Source organism: Gracilibacillus sp. JCM 18860 (assembly GCF_055395245.1).
Genome location: NZ_AP043868.1, coordinates 3,560,382 through 3,583,281, shown reverse-complemented (window position 1 = coordinate 3,583,281; position 22,900 = coordinate 3,560,382). Strand labels below are relative to the sequence as shown.

The window sequence follows — 22,900 nt, the reverse complement described above, 5'->3', positions numbered from 1 at the left end:
ACCCCCTCTTCTTAAAATAAAAAAGCCTAAGAGATTGATTCATCTCCCAGGCTTTTATCCCTCCGTGTCACAGCTAGCAGCAGCTGTGTGTCTTCTCTCGGACCTGACCAATTTTTATTGCGGAACCCTAGAAGACCTTATTTATTCACTTTGTCTTTTATTCCAAATAAACCAAACTACAAATAATAGTATCGTAACAAAAGCCATAAGTAAAGCAATGCCAATTTGATCGGTTATTCCTAAGAATAAATAGCCGATTCCAGCCGCTAATGCACTGATAAAGGCATATGGTAGTTGGGTGATTACATGATCCATGTGATCCGAACCAGCACCGGTTGAGGATAAGATCGACGTATCAGAGATTGGTGAACAATGATCTCCAAAGACAGAGCCTGCAAGCACTGCTGCCATTGCAGGGATCACATAAGATACATCATATAAAACAGCTATTTGTGCGGCGATCGGAAGCATAATTCCAAAAGTTCCCCATGATGTCCCAGTGGCTAATGCCATAAATCCGGCTAGAATAAATAATAATAAAGCTAAATAGTCAGGATTAAAGGCAACCTTATCGATTAATTGCGCCAAGAAACCACCAGTATCAATAATTTCAATGATGGCACCAATCATCCATGCTAATACTAAAATATAAATTGCTGGCATCATGGACAGTGTGCCCTTCCAGCTAATTTTCGCAATAGAAAGCTGGCGGTTTGGTAATCGTAAATAGAGCAACAATGCTGTTATTACAGAAAATAATCCTCCAACAAATAACGAGAGATTCACGTTCGTATTTTCAAAAAGCTTGAGCACCGTTGCCTCTTCATCTAATGCCATTTTGCCCGTTACTAACATAGCTGCAACCGTTGCAACAATAAGAACGGCAATAGGAATAACAAGATCGATTATTTTTCCATGCTTATTGAAAATATGAACTTCCTTTGCTTGTACTGCGGCTATATTCTTTGCAGGATCTAACACTTCTCCAGTACGAAGAGCGCGCTTCTCATGTTTTTTCATTGCCCCTATATTAATATTCAATAAGGCTACAAGAAGAACGAACACGATCGCTACTAGTGCATAAATATTATAAGGAATCATTTTCACAAATGCCTCTAATGGCTGATATTCGACGATTTCGTTTGCGACAAAAATAGAGCCTAGTGTGCCAATAATATAAGCGCCCCAGCTGGATATCGGTGTAATAACCGTTACAGGTGCGGAGGTCGAATCAATAAAATAAGCAAGCTTCGCGCGGGATATTTTATGACGATCGGTGACAGGTCTAGCTATTTGCCCTACTGCCAAGCTATTGAAATAATCATCAATGAAAATAAGGATCCCTAATGCAAATGGCATAATTTGTGCATTTTTTCGTGTTTTGATTTTATTTATTGCCCAATCCCCGAAGGCCTTGCTTCCACCAGATGCCGTCATAAAAACGGTCATGATACCAAGCAGGATGAGAAAAACTAATAAATAAAAATTCCCAACATTCCATCCATCTGTAGTATAAAAAATATCACGAAACACAAGCCATATTTGTTGTATCGCAAGAAGAATATCGAAATCATGTATGAGTAATGCACCAACGATGATGCCTGTTCCTAATGATAATAATAATTTCCTTGTCCACAGGACTAATACAAGCATTAATACTGCAGGAATTAATGAATAAAGTGTTCCTTCCAAATTGATAACCTCCACGTTCTTTCATTCCAATTGATACAGAAAAAAAAACAGCAATAGTATTTATTCTATCACTGTTTTATCTATCATATAATTTTACTTTTTATAGTGTACCAATTTCTTATCCATATGTCATCTGTTTTTTACTTTTCTTGCTCGATTCTTTTTCTTCTAGCAGCTGTTAGAATAACAAGACTAATCCCGATCACAAGTATCAATCCACCAATTAACAACCAGTTATACGTAAATGTAGCAGTATTAGGAAGGTAATGCTCCTCTGACGTCACTTTATCCGTTTTGTTTTCTTCATTCTTCACTATCGGTTCTTCCTTTTTTTCTTGTGCTACCTGATTGGTCGATTCCATAAGATTTTCTGGTAAAAAAACAGCAAACTTCGCTAATCGGGTACTATCTACTGTAAGCCAGCTCTGGTCTATCACACCGCCCATTTCCTTCCAGGAAGAGGAGTTTTGATCCCAATGGTATATTTGATGATCTTGATCTGGGTCTTCTAGTAAAAAGGATAGTTGAAATAGCGATGTAACAGCTTGACCTTCTTGTTCAAATATTACCTCATACACATTTGTCTCCGCTTGCTCTGCTTTTTCAAGCTCGGATGCTTTAACTTTGTTCATATACAAGGTTAGCGACTTATCTGTCTGGAACGATTTCAAATCAAATTTCAAACGAACATCCGGTTTTATAATATGAACTTGACTATTTCTATCCTTTAACCTCTTCAACTGTTCTGGTGAAGAGACAACTTTTGTCTGGTCCTTTTCCACTGGTACATGTAACTCTAGCACTCCATTGTCAGCTAAATTATTGGTGGCTTCCTCTTGTAGAAAAAACCCATCCTTTTCTGATACAAGATCTGTCGTAATGAAGCTTGCTAATCTCGTTACATGTAACTCATATAGCTCTTTTGTGCCGTCTTCTGCCGTTACCTCGATCTGGAAAAAATTATCGCCCGGTGCTAGCTTCTGAACTTTTGTGAGATCTTTTTCTCCATTTATCGTAACCGTTGCGGAACTGGAATGAGCAATTGGAGAAAGGGTCAGTTCTTCGATTGTCTCTGCTACTTCTACCTCATATTTTTTTACATCAGGAGAAAAGCTTGGCGTAAGCTTTCCATTATCTAGCTTCAAATCTTCTAGGCTGGCATCTGAGCTCTTTCCCAGTTCATAAGCTGCTATCGTTCCACTAACTTCATGTGCAACTAATAAAACTGGATTCCCTGTTGGACTTTTCTCTCCAGGAATAAAGGTCAATCCCTCTGGTGCAATATCTCCACTATCCCTTGTTACCTCCATATCTAATGACTGAAAATTTCTTGTTGTAAAATAGGAATCAAAAGTTGGCGCATTTGGATTTGTTAAATCATACACCATGATGCCACCTTGACGCTCTAAACCGATGAAGGCATAATCTGTTCCATTAACACGCCCAGTGATGACACTTTCTGGTTCTACGCCTTTATCATCACTCCTCGATTCAAAGCTATCGTCATCATTATTCGAATGAAAATAGGTTGGGTTAAATTCGGCTATATATCGTTCAAACTCAGATCCACTATCATATACGAGTTCCAGCGTATCTGCACTCCATAAGGAAAAAGAGCGTCCGCCAAAGCCATAGATCGCTTCGTACTTACCAGTTTCATTCATTGGATGAGAAATAGAGGTTTTTAAACGACCAAGCTGCTCTTCTTCAAACAATCCATTTTCGACTAAGCTATCTAATTCCTTTTGTGTATAACCTTGATATAGGTCTCCACGAAGCTCATATTTATCCTGTAAATCCTTCACACGAGCTTCCTCTGAAAAAGCATCCCAATCCTGGGCATCCCCTTCATTTGCTGTTAGGATATAGGATTTTCCGTTTATTTCGATCAAATCCATTCCATCCGGCTGATAAAGGGATAGAACCGGCCAATTACGGATATTGACCTGATCATCTTTATCGGAACCATCTAATTGATTGGATGAAATAGAATAATCCTTATACCCAAGGCTTTTCACTGTAGTAAATTTTCCTGTTATTAGATTTAGCTTGGCCATGGCATTTGCTTCCTGTAAAACAATATAAGCATAATCACTTGTTGGCTCTACGACAATGTATTCTGGTTCAAGATCCTCCGCATATGTACTTTCAGGGTGTACCTTTCGAACATCCTCTTCCACTATTTGGTTAGAAAATCTTGCAGTAGTGACTTTTAGCTCCACACCCTTTTTCACTCCACCTGACACATCAATAATGCTTACAGAGCCTTCAGGGTTTACTGAATAATCATCACTCGGCTCTCCTTCATTAGCAACTAAAACCTTTTTTCCATCAGGGGTAATTGTGACCATATCTGGTAAAGCTCCAACTTCTACTGTTGTTAGGACATCACCGGATGTAGTCAAAAAAACAACATGGCCTGGATTTACTTTATTCACTGCAGGAACGCTTATCGCAATAAAGCGACCAGCTGGATCGTTTACCACGCTTGTAACATCACCGGCTTCAATCCCTAAATCACTTAAGGTAATCCTCTTTAGCAAAGGGATTTCCTTCTTACCTTCACCGAGTACAGACAAATCCATGATGTCTAATGATTTCTCAGAACCATTAACCGAAAAAGCATGTTTAGTTGTAGGATCATATGCCACTATTTCTGTTCCACCATCATCGATCGGGGCACCACTGTTATACCTTCCGATAAAATTAACCGCTAGCGACTGTTCCTTATCCGAATAATAACTTAATTCATTCTCTGCTGCATTTATCATGAGTGGCTTGAAAGTAAAGATAGTAAAAAACAGACAACTAACGATGAGAGCACGAAAGAATTTCAACATAAAAGCTCCACTCCTCTATTTCATATATCTCTACAATTTTAACGCTCGAAAATGAAGCTATTATGTAGAAAAAGTAAAATATTTGTAAAGAACAAGGAAATTCCTCATTCATCTACGCGAAAGATTATTCAAGATATTCATTTCATTCTCGACAAAATTAAATGATGGAATTATTTCCTGGGGAATATTGTCACAATACGTAGTTTATTTAGAAGAGGATGTATATTTCCTTTCTTTAAAACACATTATAATGTGTGAGACAGATTGGGAAGAAGAGGTGAAGAAATGGAGTTTTGGAGAGCAATCGGATTAAAATTGTTATTTACAGTTATTACCATATTGTCATTGCTTGCTATTTTTAGTGAAGCAAATCTACGTAGTATGATAGGAATCACCCTATTTGTTTTTGCTGTTTCCTTTTTAATTGGTGATTTAGTTATTCTACGAAAAGTAAGTAGTATCACGGCTACCATTATCGATTTTCCTCTCTATTTATTGCTATTATGGATCTCTTGTGACTTTTTCTTATTTGCTGATATATTAGAAACATACGGCATTCCACTAATGGGGGCCACTTTTTTGACAATACTTGAGCCATTTGTTCATATAAGATTACGTTATGCAGCAAGAAAATCTAAACCTAACTTTTCCAGCCAAGCTTACCTAACGGAGTCTAGTCAGGAAATTATAGAAAAAGATGAGGAAAATGACTAGAGGTCCTCATCTTTTTTTCTTATGGTATCCAGTTGGCAATTTGCTCGGCCCTCACTCTCCAGCCTTCTGGGAATCCATTTGTAGCAATCATCTTTGCTATTGGCTGAACTCCGGCCAAATATCTGCTTAACACTTCTAGCGATTTAAAAATAAAGTCCAGACCATGACTTTTCAAAACAAAGACAGAATAATAACTTAATAATGAGAAATGGCAAATGCAGGCATCACTGTAGCTAGGTAATCTCAAAGCCAGCAGTCTTGTCTTCACTGTCGGTGCCAATGTCAGCCCAATTTGCATGCTTATCTATTTTATCTAGAGTGTTTTGGACACTGTCCGGAAGATTAAATGTTTTAGTTGCAGCTACCAAAACATCAAGATCAGCATGTCCAACAATTTCAATTGCTGTAAATCATTAGGAAATACCACTAATACTCCATGTACCAAAAGTAGCTTGTAAACCTTTTACTTAAGCTGCCGTCAAATTCTGTGCGTTCTCTTTCGAAATACACTATTCCCATTTAACTCCTCTCTTTTATTCTTACTTACACTTAAAGGAAGTTACAATTCGAAAAAAACAACCATATGAGTTATTTTTTCTGGTAAAGTTTAGGTTTTACTATGCAGCAATTAATTTATATGAGCAAATGTAAAAAAGGTGCTACTATCAGAGGAATCGATAGACAAAAAAGGGATTTCAGATATTATTTAGCAAATAAAAACCTAATTTCATTTCTTTAAGATTGAAATTAGGTTTAGTATCTAATAGTAAATATGTAACTCTTTTAATCCCTTTTTTGAGAGAAACTCCTTAGACAGAACTTATAAATCAAAGTTAGTAAAAGAAGTGATAAGTGTAGTAATGGTGCTAAACTTAAAATTACTACCGCTGTTTGTTCGTGAAGCATCATATTCCTATTAATTATAATCTGAATCACTAGGGCTATTGTAATAAAACCTAGCATTATATAATGTAAGATTTTATTGTTAGATGAAAAATATGCAACAAAGATAAAAAAGGTAGAAATAAAATGAAGAATTTGAACTTGCAGAGCTTCTGTTGTTGTAAATGAAATAGGGATGTCAGATGATATAAATACCTGATATAAAAATACCAAAATACCTAAACAATATCCCACTACGAACAATACAGATGAGAAAGTAATATTTCGATCTGAATTCATATCATTACCTCCAACTTTTAAAATTTTTCTTCCGTATTTGGAATAAACGAGTAAATTGTAAACAGACAGGCTATATAAGAAAGCCTATATCTGTATAAATTCCTATTTTCCGTTCTATAGTAATTTTTAAAGAAGATCCTAACACACTCATCAATGCTGCAATAGTAGCACCAGAAAATATTAAAATACCAGTGTTTTTAGTCTCTCCAAATTTTAACCAGTCATTTACTCGGTCCCAAATAAACAATAACTCACTTCCAATATCCCCCATTAAATCCTCCATCTTTATAGTGACAATGTTATTATAACTGCAAAGGTATTATAAACATATCTGAAAACAAAAAATGTTCACCAGAGTATGATTCCTTTCATTAAAAGAAAAGTAAGGGCTTGCTTAACAATACTCAGCTTCCAAAATCCAGTTGATGGCATCATTACTTTTCTAGAGATTTCTCTATTTTATCATGGTAAACTGAAGCTGAAATATAAATGATTTTCTTAGTAAAAAGAAAGGGGAACATAAGTGGACCAGCACATTAACATATTAGTAGTAGAGGATGATAATGATATTAACCAGCTTTTATGCAAAATTATTAAAAAAAGCAGCTATTTCCCACAACCTGCTTATTCTGGTACAGAGGCAATGATCTATTTAGATAAGCAAAAATGGGATTTGGTACTGCTAGATTTAATGCTTCCAGGCATGAATGGAGAAGAAATCCTAGAAATCATGTTTAAGAGATCTATTCCTGTCATCATCATTTCAGCAAAAAATGAACAAAAGACAAAAATTAATAGTCTTCGAGCTGGTGCAGATGATTTTATTTCAAAGCCATTTGATGTAGAAGAAGTATCTGCCCGTATTGATTCATTATTACGAAGATATAGATATAGTCATAAAACAAATAGAAGAAGCAAGTTGATGTATAAAGATATCCAGATTGATTTAGATGCCAAATCAGTAATAGTGAATGATATTACTCTACCTTTGACAGTCCGTGAATATGCGATATTAACCCTTCTTTTGTCATCTCCCCAAAAGGTCTTTTCAAAATCGAATTTATTCGAAAGTGTATGGAACGAACCTTATCATGGGGATGATAATACAATAAATGTCCATATGAGTAATTTACGGCATAAGCTCAGTAAGGCGAATCCAGAAGAAGAATATATAGAAACTATTTGGGGAATGGGATATCGACTGAAATCTTAAGGTTTTCTTAAGGTTTATCTTAAGCCTTTCTTATGGTTTAATGTTTATACTATTTTTAGTAGAGACAGGGAGGCTAATCATGATGAATGAATACATTTTAAGAACCAACAAACTCTCCAAAAAGTACAAAAATCATTTCGCACTGAAGGATATTGATATTACGATCAGAAAAGGAGAAATTTATGGATTCATTGGTTTGAATGGTGCAGGAAAATCAACGATGTTACGGTTAGTAACTGGACTCACCTTTCCAACAAGTGGATCTATCGAGTTATTTGGAAACGATAATCCAAAATATTTAAGAAGTGCACAAAAAAGAATTGGTGCGATTATCGAAAATCCAGCCCTGTTCTCAAATATGACTGCTACTGAAAACTTGGAGGTCCAAAGACTTCAAAAAGGTGTTCCTGGAAAAGAGTGTATTTATCAAACATTAGAGCTTGTGGATCTTAAGGAGACTGGTAAGAAAAAGGTGAAGGACTTTTCCCTTGGAATGAAGCAGAGGCTTGGGCTTGGAATGGCATTATTAAGTGATCCAGAATTCTTAATTCTTGATGAACCAACTAATGGATTGGACCCTATGGGAATTGTCGAACTGAGAAGATTAATAAAGAAATTAAATCGCGAAAAAGGACTGACGGTTTTAATTTCAAGCCACATATTAAGTGAGCTCCATCAGTTAGCAACGAGTTTCTGTATCATCCATGACGGAAAACGGTTAGAAGAACTTTCCTCAGAAGAACTGGACGAAAAATGCAGACAGCATTTACGAATTAAAGTCGATCGCCCAGCTCTAGGGGCTACAGTATTGGAAAACACATTAGCCACGAACGATTTTGAGGTAATGCCAGATGGGTCCATTAAACTATACGCTTATCTTGAGGATGTCGTTACCGTTTCGCGTGCATTAACAAACAATGGGCTTGTAATACAGCATCTCTCACAAAATGGGGACAGTCTGGAAGGCTATTTTTCCATGCTTATAGGAGGGGGAGAGCATGACTAATTTAATCAGGGTCGAAATTTTCAAATTAGTACAAAGCAAAACGCTTTGGTTACTCATTATAATCATAACAGGATTAAGTACACTGTTACATTCTCTAGTGATAACAGACTGGTGGCAATTATCGGGAACAGAGTTTGATCGAGCACAATTAAGTGAACTAAATGCATTATCGGCTTTTACCTTACCATTACTGTTTAGCTTCATCGTCAGTGCATTAGCTGGTTTTCATGTCTCAACCGAGTTTTCACAAAGCGGTGTAATCAAAAACCAAATAATAAGTGGTCATCATAGAGCCTACATTTATATGGCGAAATATCTTGTTTTTTCACTTGGCTCTATTATCGTGACCATACTAATACCACTTTTGACAGCAATTATTTTAGTCTTACTATTTGGCCACGGGGACCTTATAAACCTTTCCAATTTCACGTATCTAGGAAGAGCATTTAGTTTATTTACATTACAATTTCTATGTTTTACAGCAGTTGTGTTATGGATAGCTATTGGTACAGGAGATAGTGGACAAACCATTATTTTTACACTGTTATTATCCATTATAATGTTTATCATCGAAAAATTTCTAACCTATCCAGTTATTCAGCTGTTGTACGAGAATAGCTTCTTCTATCAATTTAGTGAAGTTTTCCACTATTCTATGACCACCGGTGAGATTCTAAAGTCGATTGTCATTGCCATCATATCACTAATTGTCATCCTTATCGGGGGAATGTTTGTTTTTAACCGAAAAGAAATCAAATAATGAAAGGTAAGCGGGTGGGAAGATGTTAGTTGTAACCATCATTATACTATGTGTAACTATTTATTTACTCAGTCGCTTCATTGCTTTTAAAAAAGAAGTGAAAAAGCTAACCAAACAGCTACAAATCTATCGTAATCGAAAAACTAATAAAAAAATCGATTTAGCCCTTTTCGATCAAGATATCGAAAACCTCGCATTCGAAATGAATAAGCTTATTGATTTGTACATGAACGAGTATAGAAAAAGAGTTCATTTTGAAAACGAGCAGCAACAGGCAATTGCGAATATGTCGCATGATTTACGAACACCATTAACTTCTATTTTAGGATACATTCAGATGGCTGAATCCAACAACGCTACAGATCTTGAAAAAAAAGAATGGTTAACCACCGCAAAAAATCGTGCCAAAAGATTGGAAGCATTGTTAAATGACTTTTTCGAGCTAAGCATTATCGAATCAAAGGACCATCTACTAGAAACAAAAACAATCAATTTGAGAAACCTTACCATTGATATCTTAATGAGCTTTTATGATCGTTTTAGTGAAAAAGGGATGGAACCCATCCTTCATTTGCCAAAACAGGATATATTCATTATCTCTGATGAAATAGCCGTTACGAGAGTGATGGAAAATCTAATTTCCAATGCCATAACCCACTCAGATGGCACTATTATGATTAGTTTAGAAGAAAAAGAATCAAAAGTAAGATTACTAGTTATAAATGACGCCTCTTCATTAACGGATAAGGATATCGAGCGAATGTTTGACCGATTTTATATGGCAGATCAGTCCCGTTCAGGCAAAAGCACTGGACTCGGCTTGTCGATTGCCAAAGCTTTAATGAAAAAAATGAATGGGACCATTTCTGGACGTTTAGATCAGGATCAGCTGTCAATCATCTGTGAATGGGAGTTAGCAAAGAATAAATGACCATGGGAGTGTACGATATGTGTAAGAAAATAGGTTTTCTTTTAATATTAATTATTTTGTGGAATCAACCTTTACTCGTTCTAGCGTCTGGGTCCTTCAATACATCAGAAGTGGATCAATATGTGACCAATTACCTTGAAAGAAATGGACTTCCTGGAGCTTCAATTGTAGTCGTAAAGGACGGTAAGCTAGTATACGAAAAAGGATATGGTCACGATTCTGATGGCAATCCCATCACAGAAAAGTCGTTGATGAGAATTGGTTCTGTTTCGAAAACATTTACAGCATTTGCTGTATTACAACTAGTGGAACAAGGTAAAATTCAGTTAGATGAGCCAGTAGTAAAATATCTATCAACGGTTAAACTCGATGATCCCAGATGGAAAGATGTAACGATACGACAGCTTTTAAGTCACACTTCAGGTCTACCGAATCCAACGATTGTCGCACCTGCTAATACGTTAAAGGAAGGTGTAAAACGGCTACAGGACTGGAAGCTTCAGTCAGATCCTGGAACGAAATATGCCTATAGCAATCCTAATTACTGGCTCCTAGCTTTTTTAGTAGAAAAAGTAAGTGGTATGGATTTTGTAGATTATCTTAACCAGCAAGTTTTCCAACCACTTGGGATGCATGATTCCTTTACAGCTATAAATTCTGGGGATTTTGTAAAAGGATTACCTAAAGGATATGTAACTGCTTACGGAACTGCCATACCTTGGAAAGAGCTTGAAAAAATGTTCATGGGGTCAGGAGGCGTAGTTTCTACAGCATCAGATATGGGAAAATGGCTTTCGATGCATACGAACCAGGGGAAACACCAAGCAGGAGAACAGCTATTATCACAAAAGCTATTAGATGAATCCTATTCTTCACAACCTGGGAGTGAGAAATATGGACTTGGCTGGTCCTTAAGTTCTTCCAATACAAAGCCTGCCCGTCTATCGCATAGTGGTGCGTTAACGACTTATCAAGCACAACAAGATATCGTGCCGAGTAGCGGTTACGCTGTAGCAGTTTTACTCAATAGCTTTACCCCTACACTTGAGCACGCTTATGAAATTAGTTCAGGAATTATTCAACTAACAGAGGAACAAAAACCAGAATTAAAAGCCCCTGTCCCAACAATTATTGACCTTTCAATCGGTTTCCTTACAGTGATTTGGTTAGTTCTGGGGATAAGAGGAGTTCTACGAAGCGGAAAATGGGTGGCTAAACGACAAGAACAACCGGCTTGGAGATTTTATGCAAGACTCACCCCTCAAATCGTTCCTGTTCTCGGGATTGGATGGTTGTTCTTTATTGTTCCAGCTTTACAAAATAATAGTTCAACCACAACCGACGCATTCGGCCTCTACCCTGCTGCCATGGTTCTATTATCGATCATTTTTATCACAGGAGGCTGTTACCATATGGAGAGTGTTTTATAAGGTAAGGCAAAATAGGAGACTTTAACTTTCATGCAAGATAAATATAGATAATGGTCAAAAAAGAAAGAATGGTAGAATAGAACTCCAATTTTATGGTAGTTCTATTTTTTATATTTATTTCTCTGTCTTTCTTTGATAGAAGATATGCCATTTCTTTCACTTCTAATCATTATAGGTCTATAATATCATGAAACACTCTTGAATATTTAGGTTTATATAACTATAATAATAAGGGTGGCATACGCAATTAGTATGACTTAGAGAGTGAAAGCCTGAGTAAACAGTAATTTGTTATAATCATAATTACTTATTTGAAAGTGATTTTGATAAAAATAAAAAAAGGAGGACTAAATATGAAGAGAACAACAGAATTTGTTCTAGGATTAATAGGTGGCATTTTTGGCTTTATTGGTGCTATTTTAGCACTATTCGTTGGAGGAATCGATGCTGCATTCAGCAGTGATGGAACAAGTGAAATAACAGCCTTAGGTTGGCTAGCATTTTTCTTCTCTGCTTTAGCCATTGTTGGATCCGTTCTTGTTAAATCGAAGGCCAAAGCTGGTGGCATTTTATTAATAATATCTGCTATTGGAGGTATCATCAGTATTTCAATGTTCTACTTAGTTCCTGCTATTCTAATAATTATTGCAGGGTTTATGGGATTATTCAGAAAAGACAAACAAGAAAAAAAAGAATCAGTAGCATAAATTTTAGGGGGTAAAAGTACATTGAAAAAATTATTTCATATCGCAATGGTATTATTTTTTGTTTTTTTATTAACTGCATGTGGAGAATCAGAAATTGAAAAAGTAGATTCAAAAACAACTGATGAGTCTACTGAAGAAAATAGTAACGAAACTACGGAGAAGAAAGAAGCGCCAGAAACACAAAATCTCTCTATTGGTGATACTGTTGATTTTGATGGTGTAAAACTCACGTTAAATGAAGCTAGAATTGAACCAGGTGGAGAATTTGATCAGCCACAAAATGACCAATTTATTGTTGTTAATTTGACTGCTGAGAATACTACAGAGGAAGAACAGGTTATTTCATCCATCATAAACGTCGAGTTAAAAGATAGTGAGGGTTATGCATATAGTACCACCTTTCTGACAGAAGGGATAAAAGCACAGTTAGACGGATCAATTGAGCCAGGCGGTACTCTACGTGGTGAAATCCCGTTTGATGTCCCTACATCTGATACGTATGAATTACATTTCTCGAACCCATTTACTTCTGGTAAAGCAATTTGGAAGATACCTTCTGACCAATTAGTAAAATAGTAACGAGGCGCACATCACGTGCGCGCTCGTGCTAGCAATATGCAAAAAATTATCTCACCTTCAATAGAATCTTCCCGATATTCTGATTCGCTTCCATTCTCTCATGGGCTTTCTGTACCTCTTCTATAGGAAATACCGTATCGATAATTGGTTGAATACGTCCATTTTCGAATAGTGGTAGGACCCTTGATGAAAAATCCTCTGACAGCTCTGCTTTGTATACATCACTACGAGGTGTTAGTAATGTCCCCGTTAGTTGAACTCGTTTTGCCATGATGTCCATAAGTCGAACCTTTTCCACAGTACTACCACCAAGCACACCAATTAAAACCCATCTTCCATCGACCGCAATGCTTTGGTAATTTCTCTCCCAATAGCTGGCTCCAATAAAATCTAAAATTAAGGAAACACCTTTTCCATCTGTCTCTTTTTTCACTTCTTCTTCAAAGTCTTGTTCCTTATAATTGATGGTAACGTCGGCTCCAAGCTCTCGACATACCTTTAATTTATTGGCAGATCCTGCTGTTACCAGCACCTGGGCCTTGCTTAACTGTTTGGCTAGTTGAATCGCAGCAGTTCCAACTCCGCTTCCCCCTGCATGGATAAGAACTGATTCGCTCGCTTGCAGCTTACCGATCCAATATAAGGTTTGGTATGCCGTTAAAAATACCTCAGGAATGGCCGCCGCCTCTTCAAAGGATAGGGAGTTAGGAATCTTGATCGCCCGTTTCGCTGGCATAATCGCATATTCCGCATAGGCTCCACCATTAACAAGTCCCATTACACGCTCTCCAATTGAAACCTGAGGATCAGAGGACTCCACGACAACTCCCGCTACCTCAATTCCTATAATAGGATTCGTCGCATAGCCTGATTTTCCCTCTCGTTGAAGTATATCTGTTCGATTAATGGCTGTTGCATGTACTTCAATTAATAGCTGATTTTCCTCTATTGTTGGCTTCGGTCTCTCTACATATGCTAGTTGATCAGCTCCCCCAGGATTTATCGCTACTACACCTTTCATTTATGGAACACTTCCTTCCAACATCCACTTATTGAAATATTTGCTTCACTTTTTCATAGCTTTCTAATGTGCCAATATCGATCCTTTTCCCTTCAAAAGTATATCCATAAACATCCTTTTGTCTAATAAGCCATGGGATAAAGTGACCAGGTGCATCTGGATTATTTCCTTCTTCTAGATATTGTTTAATGAGCGGGGTTGTCTCTTTTTTGTATAGATAAAAAGGTGGAGCCGCTAGACTTGATTTTGGTATTTTAGGCTTCTCTTCAAATGACAACACCTTTCCGCTTTGATCCACTTCGACAACCCCTGTATGCTGTAACTCTTTTAGGCTACCCAATGAGTGAACAGTTATACAATCCGTTCCTTTAGCAAAAAAATAATCGATAAAATCGGTTAAAGCAAATTCGAATAAATTGTCCCCTGCTAAAATTAATAGATCATCATTGATTTCTTTTTCCTCTAATACGAATTGAAGATCTGCTATCGCACCTAAGCGGTTTTCATTAGAGGTTGTTTGATCATTGACGACTATAATTTTCTTTTTCCCATTATACCGATCTGCCCATGTTAAGAAATCTTGATAAAATCGAGCATTCGTGACAATGAACACTTCATCGATTATTTGTACATCATCTATTTTATCGATAATGTAATCGATAATCGTTTTTTTCCCGATCTTTAGTAAAGGTTTTGCCGTATGCTTTGTGAGTGGATAAAGCCTTGTTGCATAACCGGCTGCTAAAATAATTGCTTTCATCATTGTCACCCCTCTTCTACTTGCTCTATCAATCTTGCTCCATCACCAATTTCACAAAAATAAACCTTGTACTGATCTTTAAATTTTGGATGCTGTGTTGGATAGATCGTTTCGATCGCATGTTTGATTTGCTGCTTATATTTAGGATTAACGAATCCAATACAACAACCTCGATAGCCTGCTCCACTGAATCTTGCACCATAAACACCATTTAATTCCTTTAAAATTTGATAAATCGTAACGAGCTCTGGACAACCACATTCATATTGATCAATCGAGCTTTGACCTGAAGCAAACATTAGCTGACCAAATCGGTGAATGTCCCCAGCTGACCAAGCCTTGATCCCTTCTATTACTCGTTCCTGTTCTGTATAGTAATGGTCCAATCTTTTTTGAAATCTACCAGGAACTTGATCTCGATATGTGTGATAAATTTGATCTGGAATATCACGAAGTTTAACCTCCGCAAGATTCGTTTGATTAAGCGTACCTAATTCCTGTAAAAGCCAACCACCAACTCGACATTCATCCACTCGATTATTGTAGTCTGTACTAATTAAAGACTTACTAACACCTGAATAGACAACGATCACCTCAAATTCAGGCATATCGTTAGGTCTATCCATTAACTGATGATTTCCCATTTTACAATCAACAGTCAAGAGATGCCCTTTCCTACTTAATAAATTCGCTGATTGATCAAGAATCCCATTTTTTAGCCCGATATAGCTCGTTTCTACATCATGACTATAGTAAACGAGGTCCTCCTTTTTTACCTTCAATTGATTCACATGACATAGTGCCAATAAATAGGCGGTAGTTACAGCAGCGGAGGAACTTAATCCTCCAATTGGTAGCCTGCCACTAATTACGGCACGAAAACCTGTCGTTAATTTCTGATCCTTGCTTAAGGCAAGCACTGCACCTCGTGCATAATTTCCCCAAGAGCCTGGTAGCATTTCCGGGACACGATCAATATGGAAATACTCTTCATCAGGAAAATCAGCACTTTGAATCCGAACATAACCATCATCACTTGCAGAAAAAACCATCTCTACATTTTCATCTAAAGCGAGTCCTGTCACGATACCGCCTTGATGATCCACATGTGCACCTAATGGACATATCCTTAATGGGGAAAGAACAGCGCTTAATGTGTCATCTCCATATACATCCTTATATAACTGTATTAACTCATGCATTTTTATCCCTCTTTACTTTCCTTTGAGATGTGGAGAATCTGGCATTAGTTGCATGAATTCAATCCTATTCCCATCAGGATCTGTTGCCCAGCACTGGTAATTGTGATCGACACCTTTTGTAGGCTCCACATCTAATGGCCAGCCTTTCTTGTTCAAGTGATCCGCTATCTGGTGAATATCCTCCACCTCTAAGCATAGATGATGATAACCAGCAGCATTTTCTGGCTGAAGATTGCCATCCTTCCCATGGTAGAAAAGCTCGATAAATTGCCGTTCACTAATTTTAAGATAGACAATCCAAGGTTCATCCTGTTCATTATGGAGTTCAAACGCTTTTTCCAGTCCTAGTACATCACAATAAAAGCTTAACGATCTTTCCATATCCCGCACAAAATAAGCTGTATGACCAATTCCCTTTATCACCATAGATTCCTCCTCTATTTTTAGCTAAATCGTATCATAACTGTCTTCATGACGCCATTGCTTTTTGCTTTAATGGGGACGACTAACAAATCTTAATCGTACTAGCAAGCCTAAATAGATGGCCATCGATGAGAAAATAGAAAATGCTGCAGTTAAATAAATATAATCATAATCAAATAAGAAAGCGATTTGTCCGAATACAATGGCGCCAATACCTACACCAAGATCAAAAAACGAGAAAAAAGTAGCATTTGCCATCCCTTTTCGATTGGTGCTTGCTTTATCAATCGCCCACGCTTGTAATGCTGGTTGAACGGTACCAAAGCCTAATCCATAAAGTGCTGCAGCTAAAAACAGGATGAAGGAATTGGGTAACCAAAATAACAATAGCATGGCGATAAGAATCAAGGAGGTTCCCGGTAGGAAAACGACGATATGTCCATAACGATCATATAATCTACCAGCGAAGGCTCTAGTAATCATTAAGAAAAGTGCATAAATAAGAAAGTAGACCTCAATGCCAGCAATGCCCTCCTGCTCTGTATATAAAGGTAGATAAGAAGCAATCCCTCCAAATGCGGTTGTAATAAAAAATAATAGAATCGATGGCTGTAGGGCTGTCTTTTCAAAAAGATCAAATCTAGCTTTTTTTATCTTCTCACGGGATTCTACTTTTTTATATGTAATCTGAGTAGAGAGAATAAAGGCAATGATTCCAAGACTTGACGCGATTAAAAACAACACCGTAAAGGAGGTGACTCCATATAGGGACAGACCAAGAGCTGGACCGATAGCCAGTGCAATGTTACCAGATAAACCGAAATAGCCCATCCCTTCTCCTCTTCGCTTCTGTGGAATGAGATCTGTTGCAATAGTGCCAGTAGCTGTTGTCGAATAGCCCCAACCGATTCCTTGAACACAACGAATAAAAAATAACAGGATAACACTAGAAATAAAAGCAAAGGAACCAACAGATAGAACAAATATCCCTAAGCCTAGCATGTACACAAATTTTCTCCCTACTGATTCTAGGGAATGCCCTGCATTCGGACGAAATAACAATGCTGAAAAGGTAAACACACCAGTAATAATTCCAATCATTTGATCATTTCCACCAAGGTGCTGCACAAATAAAGGAATGGTTGGTAGTGTCATCTGAAAGCCTAAAAATATAAAAAAATTTGCCATACAAATGAGGGCAAAATCCTTCGTCCATATTTTTTCTTTTTTTACTTCCTTTTCTAGAAGTTGCATTTATCTTACTCCTTTTTTTCGATACTCGAAATATATTTCTATTGTACAACAGATAGGTGGAAGTTAAAAACGAAAGGGCTTGCAAAAAAATCCCTGATAATTCCCTTAATTAACCATTGACATACCTAGCATCAAATGCTAAAGTTAAGCATATTAAAAATCTAATATTAAAGTAATTCACTCGGAATTATATACAAAATAACGTCTTATCAAGAGAGGTGGAGGGACTGGCCCTTAGAAGCCTCGGCAACCATTAAGTGGTATTTACTTAATACAGGTGCCAATTCCATCTAAGCTATGCTTAGAAAGATAAGAGAGCGGATCATGATGACCAAAGTCTCTCTATCTTTTATAGAGGGACTTTTTTTATTTCACTTAAAAGGAGTTAAAGACAATGGGGACTATTCTTCTCGACGGAAACCGAACACCTTTTGGAAAATGGAAGGGTGGATTGGCAAACTATTCAGCAACAGAATTAGGAGCTTCTGCCTTACATGCCTTAATTCAAAAAAATACAGAAGCACACCATCCAGATGGCGTCATTCTAGCACAAGTAATCCAAGCAGGAGCGGGGCAGAATCCCGCAAGGCAGGTGGCTTATCAAGCTGGCATCGATATTTCGACTCCAGCTATTACCTTAAATAATGTCTGTTTGGGGGGGCTTGCTTCGATTGCAGATGCTTCCAGAAGAATTCTGTTAAATGAAGGAGATTATTATGTGGTAGGTGGATTTGATTCGATGACAAATGCTCCTCATACCATTCCCGTTAGACTCGGTACAGGAATTGGGAACACGGAGTTAACAGACAGCCTATTACATGACGGTTTATGGTGTGCGCTAAGTGATCAGTCGATGGGTGTATTAACAGAGAAGCACAATCAAATCTATCAAATTAACCGCCAAGAGCAAGATGAATATGCTTTTCTATCTCAACAAAGAGCAGCTAGAGCTCAAACAGACAAATTGTTTCAAGCAGAAATTGCACCGATTGAGAATGTCTTAGCGAAAGATGAAGGCATCCGTGAGAATACTAGTCTTGAAAAGTTAGCGAGCCTCTCCCCTGCTTTTACGAAGAATGGAACGATTACAGCAGGCAATGCCTCCCAAATGACAGATGGGGCAAGCTTTGGAATCATCACCTCGGAGCAAAAGGCAAAAGAACTAGGGCAACAGCCACTTGCTAAAGTCATGGATTGGACAGAAATAGCAGGGCCTGACACGAGCTTACAAACAAAGCCAGCAAAAGCAATTGAGCAATTGCTCCAAAAAAACGACCTAACAATAGATGATATTGATTTGTTCGAAATCAATGAAGCATTTGCTAGTGTCGTGATTGCAAGCTGTCGTGAACTAAACATCGATTACAGTAAAGTGAATGTCAACGGTGGTGCTATCGCTATTGGACATCCACTAGGTGGCACTGGTCTTCGTCTCGTATTAACCCTTGCCCATGAATTAAAAAGACGTGGAGGTGGGCTTGGTATTGCTTCCCTTTGTGGTGGTGGCGGCCAAGGTGGCGCTATTTTAATAGAAGTATCCAATTAGAAAGGAGATTTTTTCATGAGTACCCGTTTGTTAAATCAATCCCCTTATTTGTGGGAACCAACAGAAGAACAAATCCAAGCTTCACATATACAAGCATTTGCCAAATTTTGTGGGCAGTCTCTTTTTCCTTATGATCGTTTCCATCGCTGGTCGATTTCCCATATCGGCGATTTTTGGTCCCATGTTTGGGATTATGCAAAAGTGATTGGAAATAAAGGAGAAACCATTTACACCCCTGCTGAGTCGATGGCAGACGCCACCTTCTTCTCAGAAGCGACACTTAACTTTACCGAAAATCTATTACGTGGACCGGATGAAAGAATAGCTGTTTATGAGGCAAATGAGACTGGTGTCACACGTTCTGTCACAATGGGAGAGCTACGAACACTCGTCGCGAAAGCACAGAGAGGTTTAATCGATTTAGGTGTTCAAAAAGGAGATCGTGTCGCAGGTGTAACGACAAATAACCTTGATGGATTAGTGGCTGTACTTGCGACAGTTTCCATTGGTGCAATCTGGACGTCTTGTTCTCCAGACTTTGGTGTAAAAGGAATGGTGGACCGTATCGGACAAGTCAATCCGAAGCTTCTTATCACTGCCTTACATTATCAATATAAGCAAAAGTCTTATCAAATTTCAGAAAAGATCACAGATGTTTGTAACCAAATGAAAAGTATTGAAAAAATCGTGACCATTACAGGAAAACTTAACACAGTATCAGCAGAAACTATTTCGTGGGATCAATTGCTCGATAATCGTGCTACTAAACCTAAATACGAGTCATTTCCTTTTGATCAACCACTTTATATTCTCTATACATCTGGAACAACAGGCTTACCAAAAGCCATTGTACATTCAACAGGCGGAACGTTATTACAGCATGTAAAGGAGCATCAATTACACAGTGATCTTCAACCTAATGATGTCCTATTTTGGTATTCCAACACTGCATGGATGATGTATCCATGGCTTATTTCTGGCTTAGCAAGTGATGCATCCATTTTATTATATGATGGCTCACCGATCACCAAAGAATCGCTCACCCATCTATGGGATATTGCCGAGGAAGTTGGATTAACTCATTTTGGCACAAGTCCTAAGTACTTAGATACCTTAATGCGTGCAGGTGTTCATCTTAAAGAAACCCATTCTTTACCCAGACTGAAAAGTATTCTTTCATGTGGTGCACCATTAGCAGCAGAGCAATATGATTGGATTTATGAAACGATCAAAGACGATCTATACCTTGCTTCAATATCTGGTGGAACAGAAATTATGGGCTGCTTCGTGATGGGAACAATCGCTCACCCGATTAAACGTGGTGAAATTACTTGTAAAGCACTCGGGATGGCAGTAGATGTTTTAGATGAGCGTGGTGCCTCTGTCTTTGCACAAAAGGGAGATTTAGTTTGTACACAGCCTTTTCCAAGCAAGCCGCTCACCTTCTATGGAGAAAATGGTGATCAACGCTATCGTGACAATTATTTTTCCAAGCGTCCTGGAATTTGGACACACGGAGATTTTGCGGAACAAACAATTGACCAAAGCTTTATTATTTATGGACGTGCAGATACGACCTTAAATCCTGGCGGTGTTCGGATAGGTACAGCAGAAATTTACAGAATTATCGAACAAATCGAACAAATTAAAGATTCCATCGTGTTTGGATTACCTTGTGAAAATGATGAGGAAATTGTCCTATGTATCGTAGCGGATGAATTAACGAAGGAATTCGCGCAAGAAATACGCCAGCAAATTCGTTCAAAGGCCTCCCCAAGACACGTACCGAAGCGAATTTTTCTAGTAGATGAAATTCCCTACACAATTAACGGAAAGAAAGTAGAAGGTGCTGCCAAAACAGAATCGATTGGACAAGAAGTAAAAAATAAAGCATCACTAAGCAACCCGCATAGTTTACGACACTTTACGAGATTAACGGAAAAGGAGTGCTTCTAATGACGAAAAGACCAAAAGGTGCAATCATCGGTGTCGGCGAATTAAAGCCTACGAGATACTCTGAAGGAAAAACAACCCTTAGTCTCCTAACAGAAGCAGCTCTATTAGCAATAAAGGATGCTGGTATTTCGAAGGAGGATATTGACGGATTACTCGTTGGACCACAGGTTGGCGAAACACCTCAGCATGTACCAGCAACAGTCTCAGAATATATTGGGCTAGAACCAACGATGTCCAATACGGTGGATCTAGGTGGGGCAACAGGTGCTGGAATGGTATGGCGTGCTGCTGCAGCAATTGAAGCAGGAATGTGTGAAACCGTCCTTTGTGTGCTAGCTAACAAAAATGAAAAAGGTGAAGCATTGCGCTCCCCTAACAGAAATCCCATTCGAGAATTTGATGTTCCTTTTGGTGCATCAGGAGCTAATACCTCCTATGCCTTACTAAAGCGCCAGCACATGGAGGTTTATGGCTCGAAACAAGAGGATTTTGCCCAAATTGCCTATTGGGCAAGAAAAAACGCACAGCTTAACCCCAACGCCATTTTTTACGGAAAGCCATTGGAGGTAGAGGATATTTTAAATTCTCCTATTATCTCGGACCCTCTCCATTTATTGGAAATCGTCATGCCTGTGGCAGGTGGTGCTGCTGTGATTGTTACCTCTGAGGAAAAAGCAAAAAAAGCAAAAAATAAACCTGTTTATCTAAAAGGTGCAGGAGAAAAAATTACACATCGAGCGGTGAGTCAGGCTCCAGCAATTGATGCTTTGCCGTTTGGTTACTGCATTCCACATGCATTAAAACAAGCAGAAATAGCGATCTCGGACATCGACCTTTTATCCTTATATGACTGCTACACAAGCGTTGTTGCGGTGACATTAGAAAGTACGGGGCTGTGTAAGCCAGGGGAATTCGGTGATTTTGTCCAAAAGCATAGCTTCGGTCATGATGGAGATTATCCTTTGAATACACACGGTGGTCAGCTCGGATTCGGACAAGCCGATTTAGCCGGAGGAATGTCTCATGTGATTGAAGCAGTTATTCAGCTTCGTGGTGAGGCAGCAAACAGGCAAATCGCTCATGCAAAAAGGGCACTCGTAACAGGAAATGGAGCAACATTAAGTGAAACAACGGCACTAGTGTTAGGAGGAGAACAATGAGTTCAGCACCAAATATATCATTACCAAAGCCTACGATTACCCCAATCAGTCAGCCTTTTTGGGATAATCTGAAGCAAAAGAAGCTAAGCCTTCAAGTGTGTCAGTCATGCGATAAGTGGATTTTTTACCCGCGTCACCATTGTCCATACTGCTTTGGGACTTCGCTTGTTTGGCGTGAAGCCTCAGGAAAAGCAAAAATCAAATCATGGAGTGTCGTACAACGAGCAGGACACCCTGCATGGCAGGAGAGAACCCCCTATGTAGTGGGAGTTGTCGCGCTAGAAGAAGGACCATCAATGCTAACTCATTTATGGGTAGACCAAAAGGATTTAGCATACCAAAAGGAAGTAGAGATTTCCTATGAAGAGATCAACCAACACGTATTACCATTTTTTAAGCCTCGCTCAATCGAATAGAAAGGAGGAAACCAATTGATTTTAACATACTTTATTTTCGTTGCTGGATTTTGGATTCTTGGATTAATTTTATGGAAGATTATTTATTCAAAGAAGGGAGAACAATAG

21 protein-coding genes and 2 riboswitches are annotated in these 22,900 nt (G+C 38.1%); of the genes, 12 read left to right on the top strand and 9 right to left on the bottom strand.

Features of this window, described 5'->3' with window-relative positions; genetic code table 11:
• Positions 1–41: 41 nt before the first annotated feature.
• A riboswitch (guanidine-I (ykkC/yxkD leader) is annotated at positions 42–142 on the bottom strand.
• Positions 142–1,692, bottom strand: coding sequence for a Na+/H+ antiporter NhaC family protein (locus ACZ5R4_RS17745; protein ID WP_109983058.1), 1,551 nt, complete (start codon positions 1,690–1,692; stop codon positions 142–144). It overlaps the preceding riboswitch by 1 nt.
• A gap of 140 nt (positions 1,693–1,832) precedes the next feature.
• Positions 1,833–4,532 (bottom strand): choice-of-anchor I family protein, encoded by a 2,700-nt coding sequence (locus tag ACZ5R4_RS17740; RefSeq protein WP_464367736.1) that lies wholly within the window; start codon positions 4,530–4,532, stop codon positions 1,833–1,835.
• 285 nt (positions 4,533–4,817) lie between these two features.
• Between ACZ5R4_RS17740 and ACZ5R4_RS17735 the strand changes: the two genes are divergently transcribed.
• Positions 4,818–5,246, top strand: coding sequence for a DUF2512 family protein (locus ACZ5R4_RS17735; protein ID WP_054861059.1), 429 nt, complete (start codon positions 4,818–4,820; stop codon positions 5,244–5,246).
• A 19-nt stretch (positions 5,247–5,265) separates the two neighbouring features.
• On the opposite strand, the gene ACZ5R4_RS17730 is transcribed toward ACZ5R4_RS17735, so the two are convergent.
• Positions 5,266–5,544 carry a hypothetical protein gene (locus ACZ5R4_RS17730; RefSeq protein WP_146202418.1) on the bottom strand — a complete coding sequence of 93 codons (279 nt, stop codon included), beginning with the start codon at positions 5,542–5,544 and terminating at the stop codon, positions 5,266–5,268.
• 954 nt (positions 5,545–6,498) lie between these two features.
• A complete protein-coding gene (locus ACZ5R4_RS17725) occupies positions 6,499–6,699 on the bottom strand; it encodes a hypothetical protein (RefSeq protein WP_054788537.1) in 201 nt (66 codons plus the stop codon).
• A gap of 252 nt (positions 6,700–6,951) precedes the next feature.
• Here ACZ5R4_RS17725 and ACZ5R4_RS17720 point away from each other — a divergent pair, with 252 nt between their 5' ends.
• From ACZ5R4_RS17720 to ACZ5R4_RS17690, 7 genes are all read left to right on the top strand, one after another.
• Complete coding sequence (locus tag ACZ5R4_RS17720) at positions 6,952–7,641, top strand: response regulator transcription factor (protein ID WP_109983060.1); 690 nt, start codon at positions 6,952–6,954, stop codon at positions 7,639–7,641.
• A gap of 82 nt (positions 7,642–7,723) precedes the next feature.
• The gene (locus ACZ5R4_RS17715) at positions 7,724–8,647 is read left to right on the top strand and encodes an ATP-binding cassette domain-containing protein (protein WP_109983088.1); all 924 of its coding nucleotides are present in this window, start codon (positions 7,724–7,726) and stop codon (positions 8,645–8,647) included.
• On the top strand, positions 8,640–9,407 hold the full coding sequence (locus tag ACZ5R4_RS17710; protein WP_464367735.1) for an ABC transporter permease: 768 nt from the start codon (positions 8,640–8,642) through the stop codon (positions 9,405–9,407). The genes ACZ5R4_RS17715 and ACZ5R4_RS17710 overlap by 8 nt, the downstream gene beginning before the upstream one ends.
• Before the next feature lie 22 nt (positions 9,408–9,429).
• Positions 9,430–10,338 (top strand): sensor histidine kinase, encoded by a 909-nt coding sequence (locus ACZ5R4_RS17705; RefSeq protein ID WP_054861060.1) that lies wholly within the window; start codon positions 9,430–9,432, stop codon positions 10,336–10,338.
• A 17-nt stretch (positions 10,339–10,355) separates the two neighbouring features.
• A complete protein-coding gene (locus tag ACZ5R4_RS17700; RefSeq protein WP_464367734.1) occupies positions 10,356–11,768 on the top strand; it encodes a serine hydrolase domain-containing protein in 1,413 nt (470 codons plus the stop codon).
• 353 nt (positions 11,769–12,121) lie between these two features.
• Complete coding sequence (locus ACZ5R4_RS17695) at positions 12,122–12,475, top strand: DUF4064 domain-containing protein (RefSeq protein WP_054789255.1); 354 nt, start codon at positions 12,122–12,124, stop codon at positions 12,473–12,475.
• Positions 12,476–12,496: 21 nt separating this feature from the next.
• Positions 12,497–13,051, top strand: a complete 555-nt coding sequence (locus ACZ5R4_RS17690; RefSeq protein WP_054861061.1) for a DUF4352 domain-containing protein — start codon at positions 12,497–12,499, stop codon at positions 13,049–13,051.
• 49 nt (positions 13,052–13,100) lie between these two features.
• Here ACZ5R4_RS17690 and ACZ5R4_RS17685 read toward each other — a convergent pair whose 3' ends face one another.
• From ACZ5R4_RS17685 to ACZ5R4_RS17665, 5 genes are all read right to left on the bottom strand, one after another.
• Entirely contained in the window at positions 13,101–14,075 is a 975-nt protein-coding gene (locus ACZ5R4_RS17685) for an NAD(P)H-quinone oxidoreductase (protein ID WP_464367733.1), read from the bottom strand.
• A 28-nt stretch (positions 14,076–14,103) separates the two neighbouring features.
• Positions 14,104–14,835 carry a nucleotidyltransferase family protein gene (locus tag ACZ5R4_RS17680; RefSeq protein WP_464367732.1) on the bottom strand — a complete coding sequence of 244 codons (732 nt, stop codon included), beginning with the start codon at positions 14,833–14,835 and terminating at the stop codon, positions 14,104–14,106.
• A 5-nt stretch (positions 14,836–14,840) separates the two neighbouring features.
• The gene (locus tag ACZ5R4_RS17675) at positions 14,841–16,037 is read right to left on the bottom strand and encodes a GHMP family kinase ATP-binding protein (RefSeq protein WP_277678096.1); all 1,197 of its coding nucleotides are present in this window, start codon (positions 16,035–16,037) and stop codon (positions 14,841–14,843) included.
• 12 nt (positions 16,038–16,049) lie between these two features.
• Positions 16,050–16,460 carry a VOC family protein gene (locus tag ACZ5R4_RS17670; protein WP_054861097.1) on the bottom strand — a complete coding sequence of 137 codons (411 nt, stop codon included), beginning with the start codon at positions 16,458–16,460 and terminating at the stop codon, positions 16,050–16,052.
• A gap of 69 nt (positions 16,461–16,529) precedes the next feature.
• Entirely contained in the window at positions 16,530–17,714 is a 1,185-nt protein-coding gene (locus tag ACZ5R4_RS17665; protein ID WP_109983065.1) for an MFS transporter, read from the bottom strand.
• 203 nt (positions 17,715–17,917) lie between these two features.
• Positions 17,918–18,030, top strand: a riboswitch (SAM riboswitch).
• 78 nt (positions 18,031–18,108) lie between these two features.
• On the opposite strand from ACZ5R4_RS17665, the gene ACZ5R4_RS17660 reads away from it, so the two are divergent.
• From ACZ5R4_RS17660 to ACZ5R4_RS17645, 4 genes are read left to right on the top strand one after another with little or no spacing between them, the layout of a single operon-like run.
• Positions 18,109–19,260 (top strand): acetyl-CoA C-acyltransferase, encoded by a 1,152-nt coding sequence (locus tag ACZ5R4_RS17660; RefSeq protein ID WP_277678095.1) that lies wholly within the window; start codon positions 18,109–18,111, stop codon positions 19,258–19,260.
• Between the two features lie 15 nt (positions 19,261–19,275).
• Complete coding sequence (locus ACZ5R4_RS17655; protein WP_109983067.1) at positions 19,276–21,216, top strand: acetoacetate--CoA ligase; 1,941 nt, start codon at positions 19,276–19,278, stop codon at positions 21,214–21,216.
• The gene (locus tag ACZ5R4_RS17650; protein WP_109983068.1) at positions 21,216–22,376 is read left to right on the top strand and encodes a thiolase family protein; all 1,161 of its coding nucleotides are present in this window, start codon (positions 21,216–21,218) and stop codon (positions 22,374–22,376) included. The genes ACZ5R4_RS17655 and ACZ5R4_RS17650 overlap by 1 nt, the downstream gene beginning before the upstream one ends.
• Positions 22,373–22,792, top strand: a complete 420-nt coding sequence (locus ACZ5R4_RS17645) for a Zn-ribbon domain-containing OB-fold protein (RefSeq protein ID WP_109983069.1) — start codon at positions 22,373–22,375, stop codon at positions 22,790–22,792. The genes ACZ5R4_RS17650 and ACZ5R4_RS17645 overlap by 4 nt, the downstream gene beginning before the upstream one ends.
• The last annotated feature ends 108 nt before the right edge of the window (positions 22,793–22,900 follow it).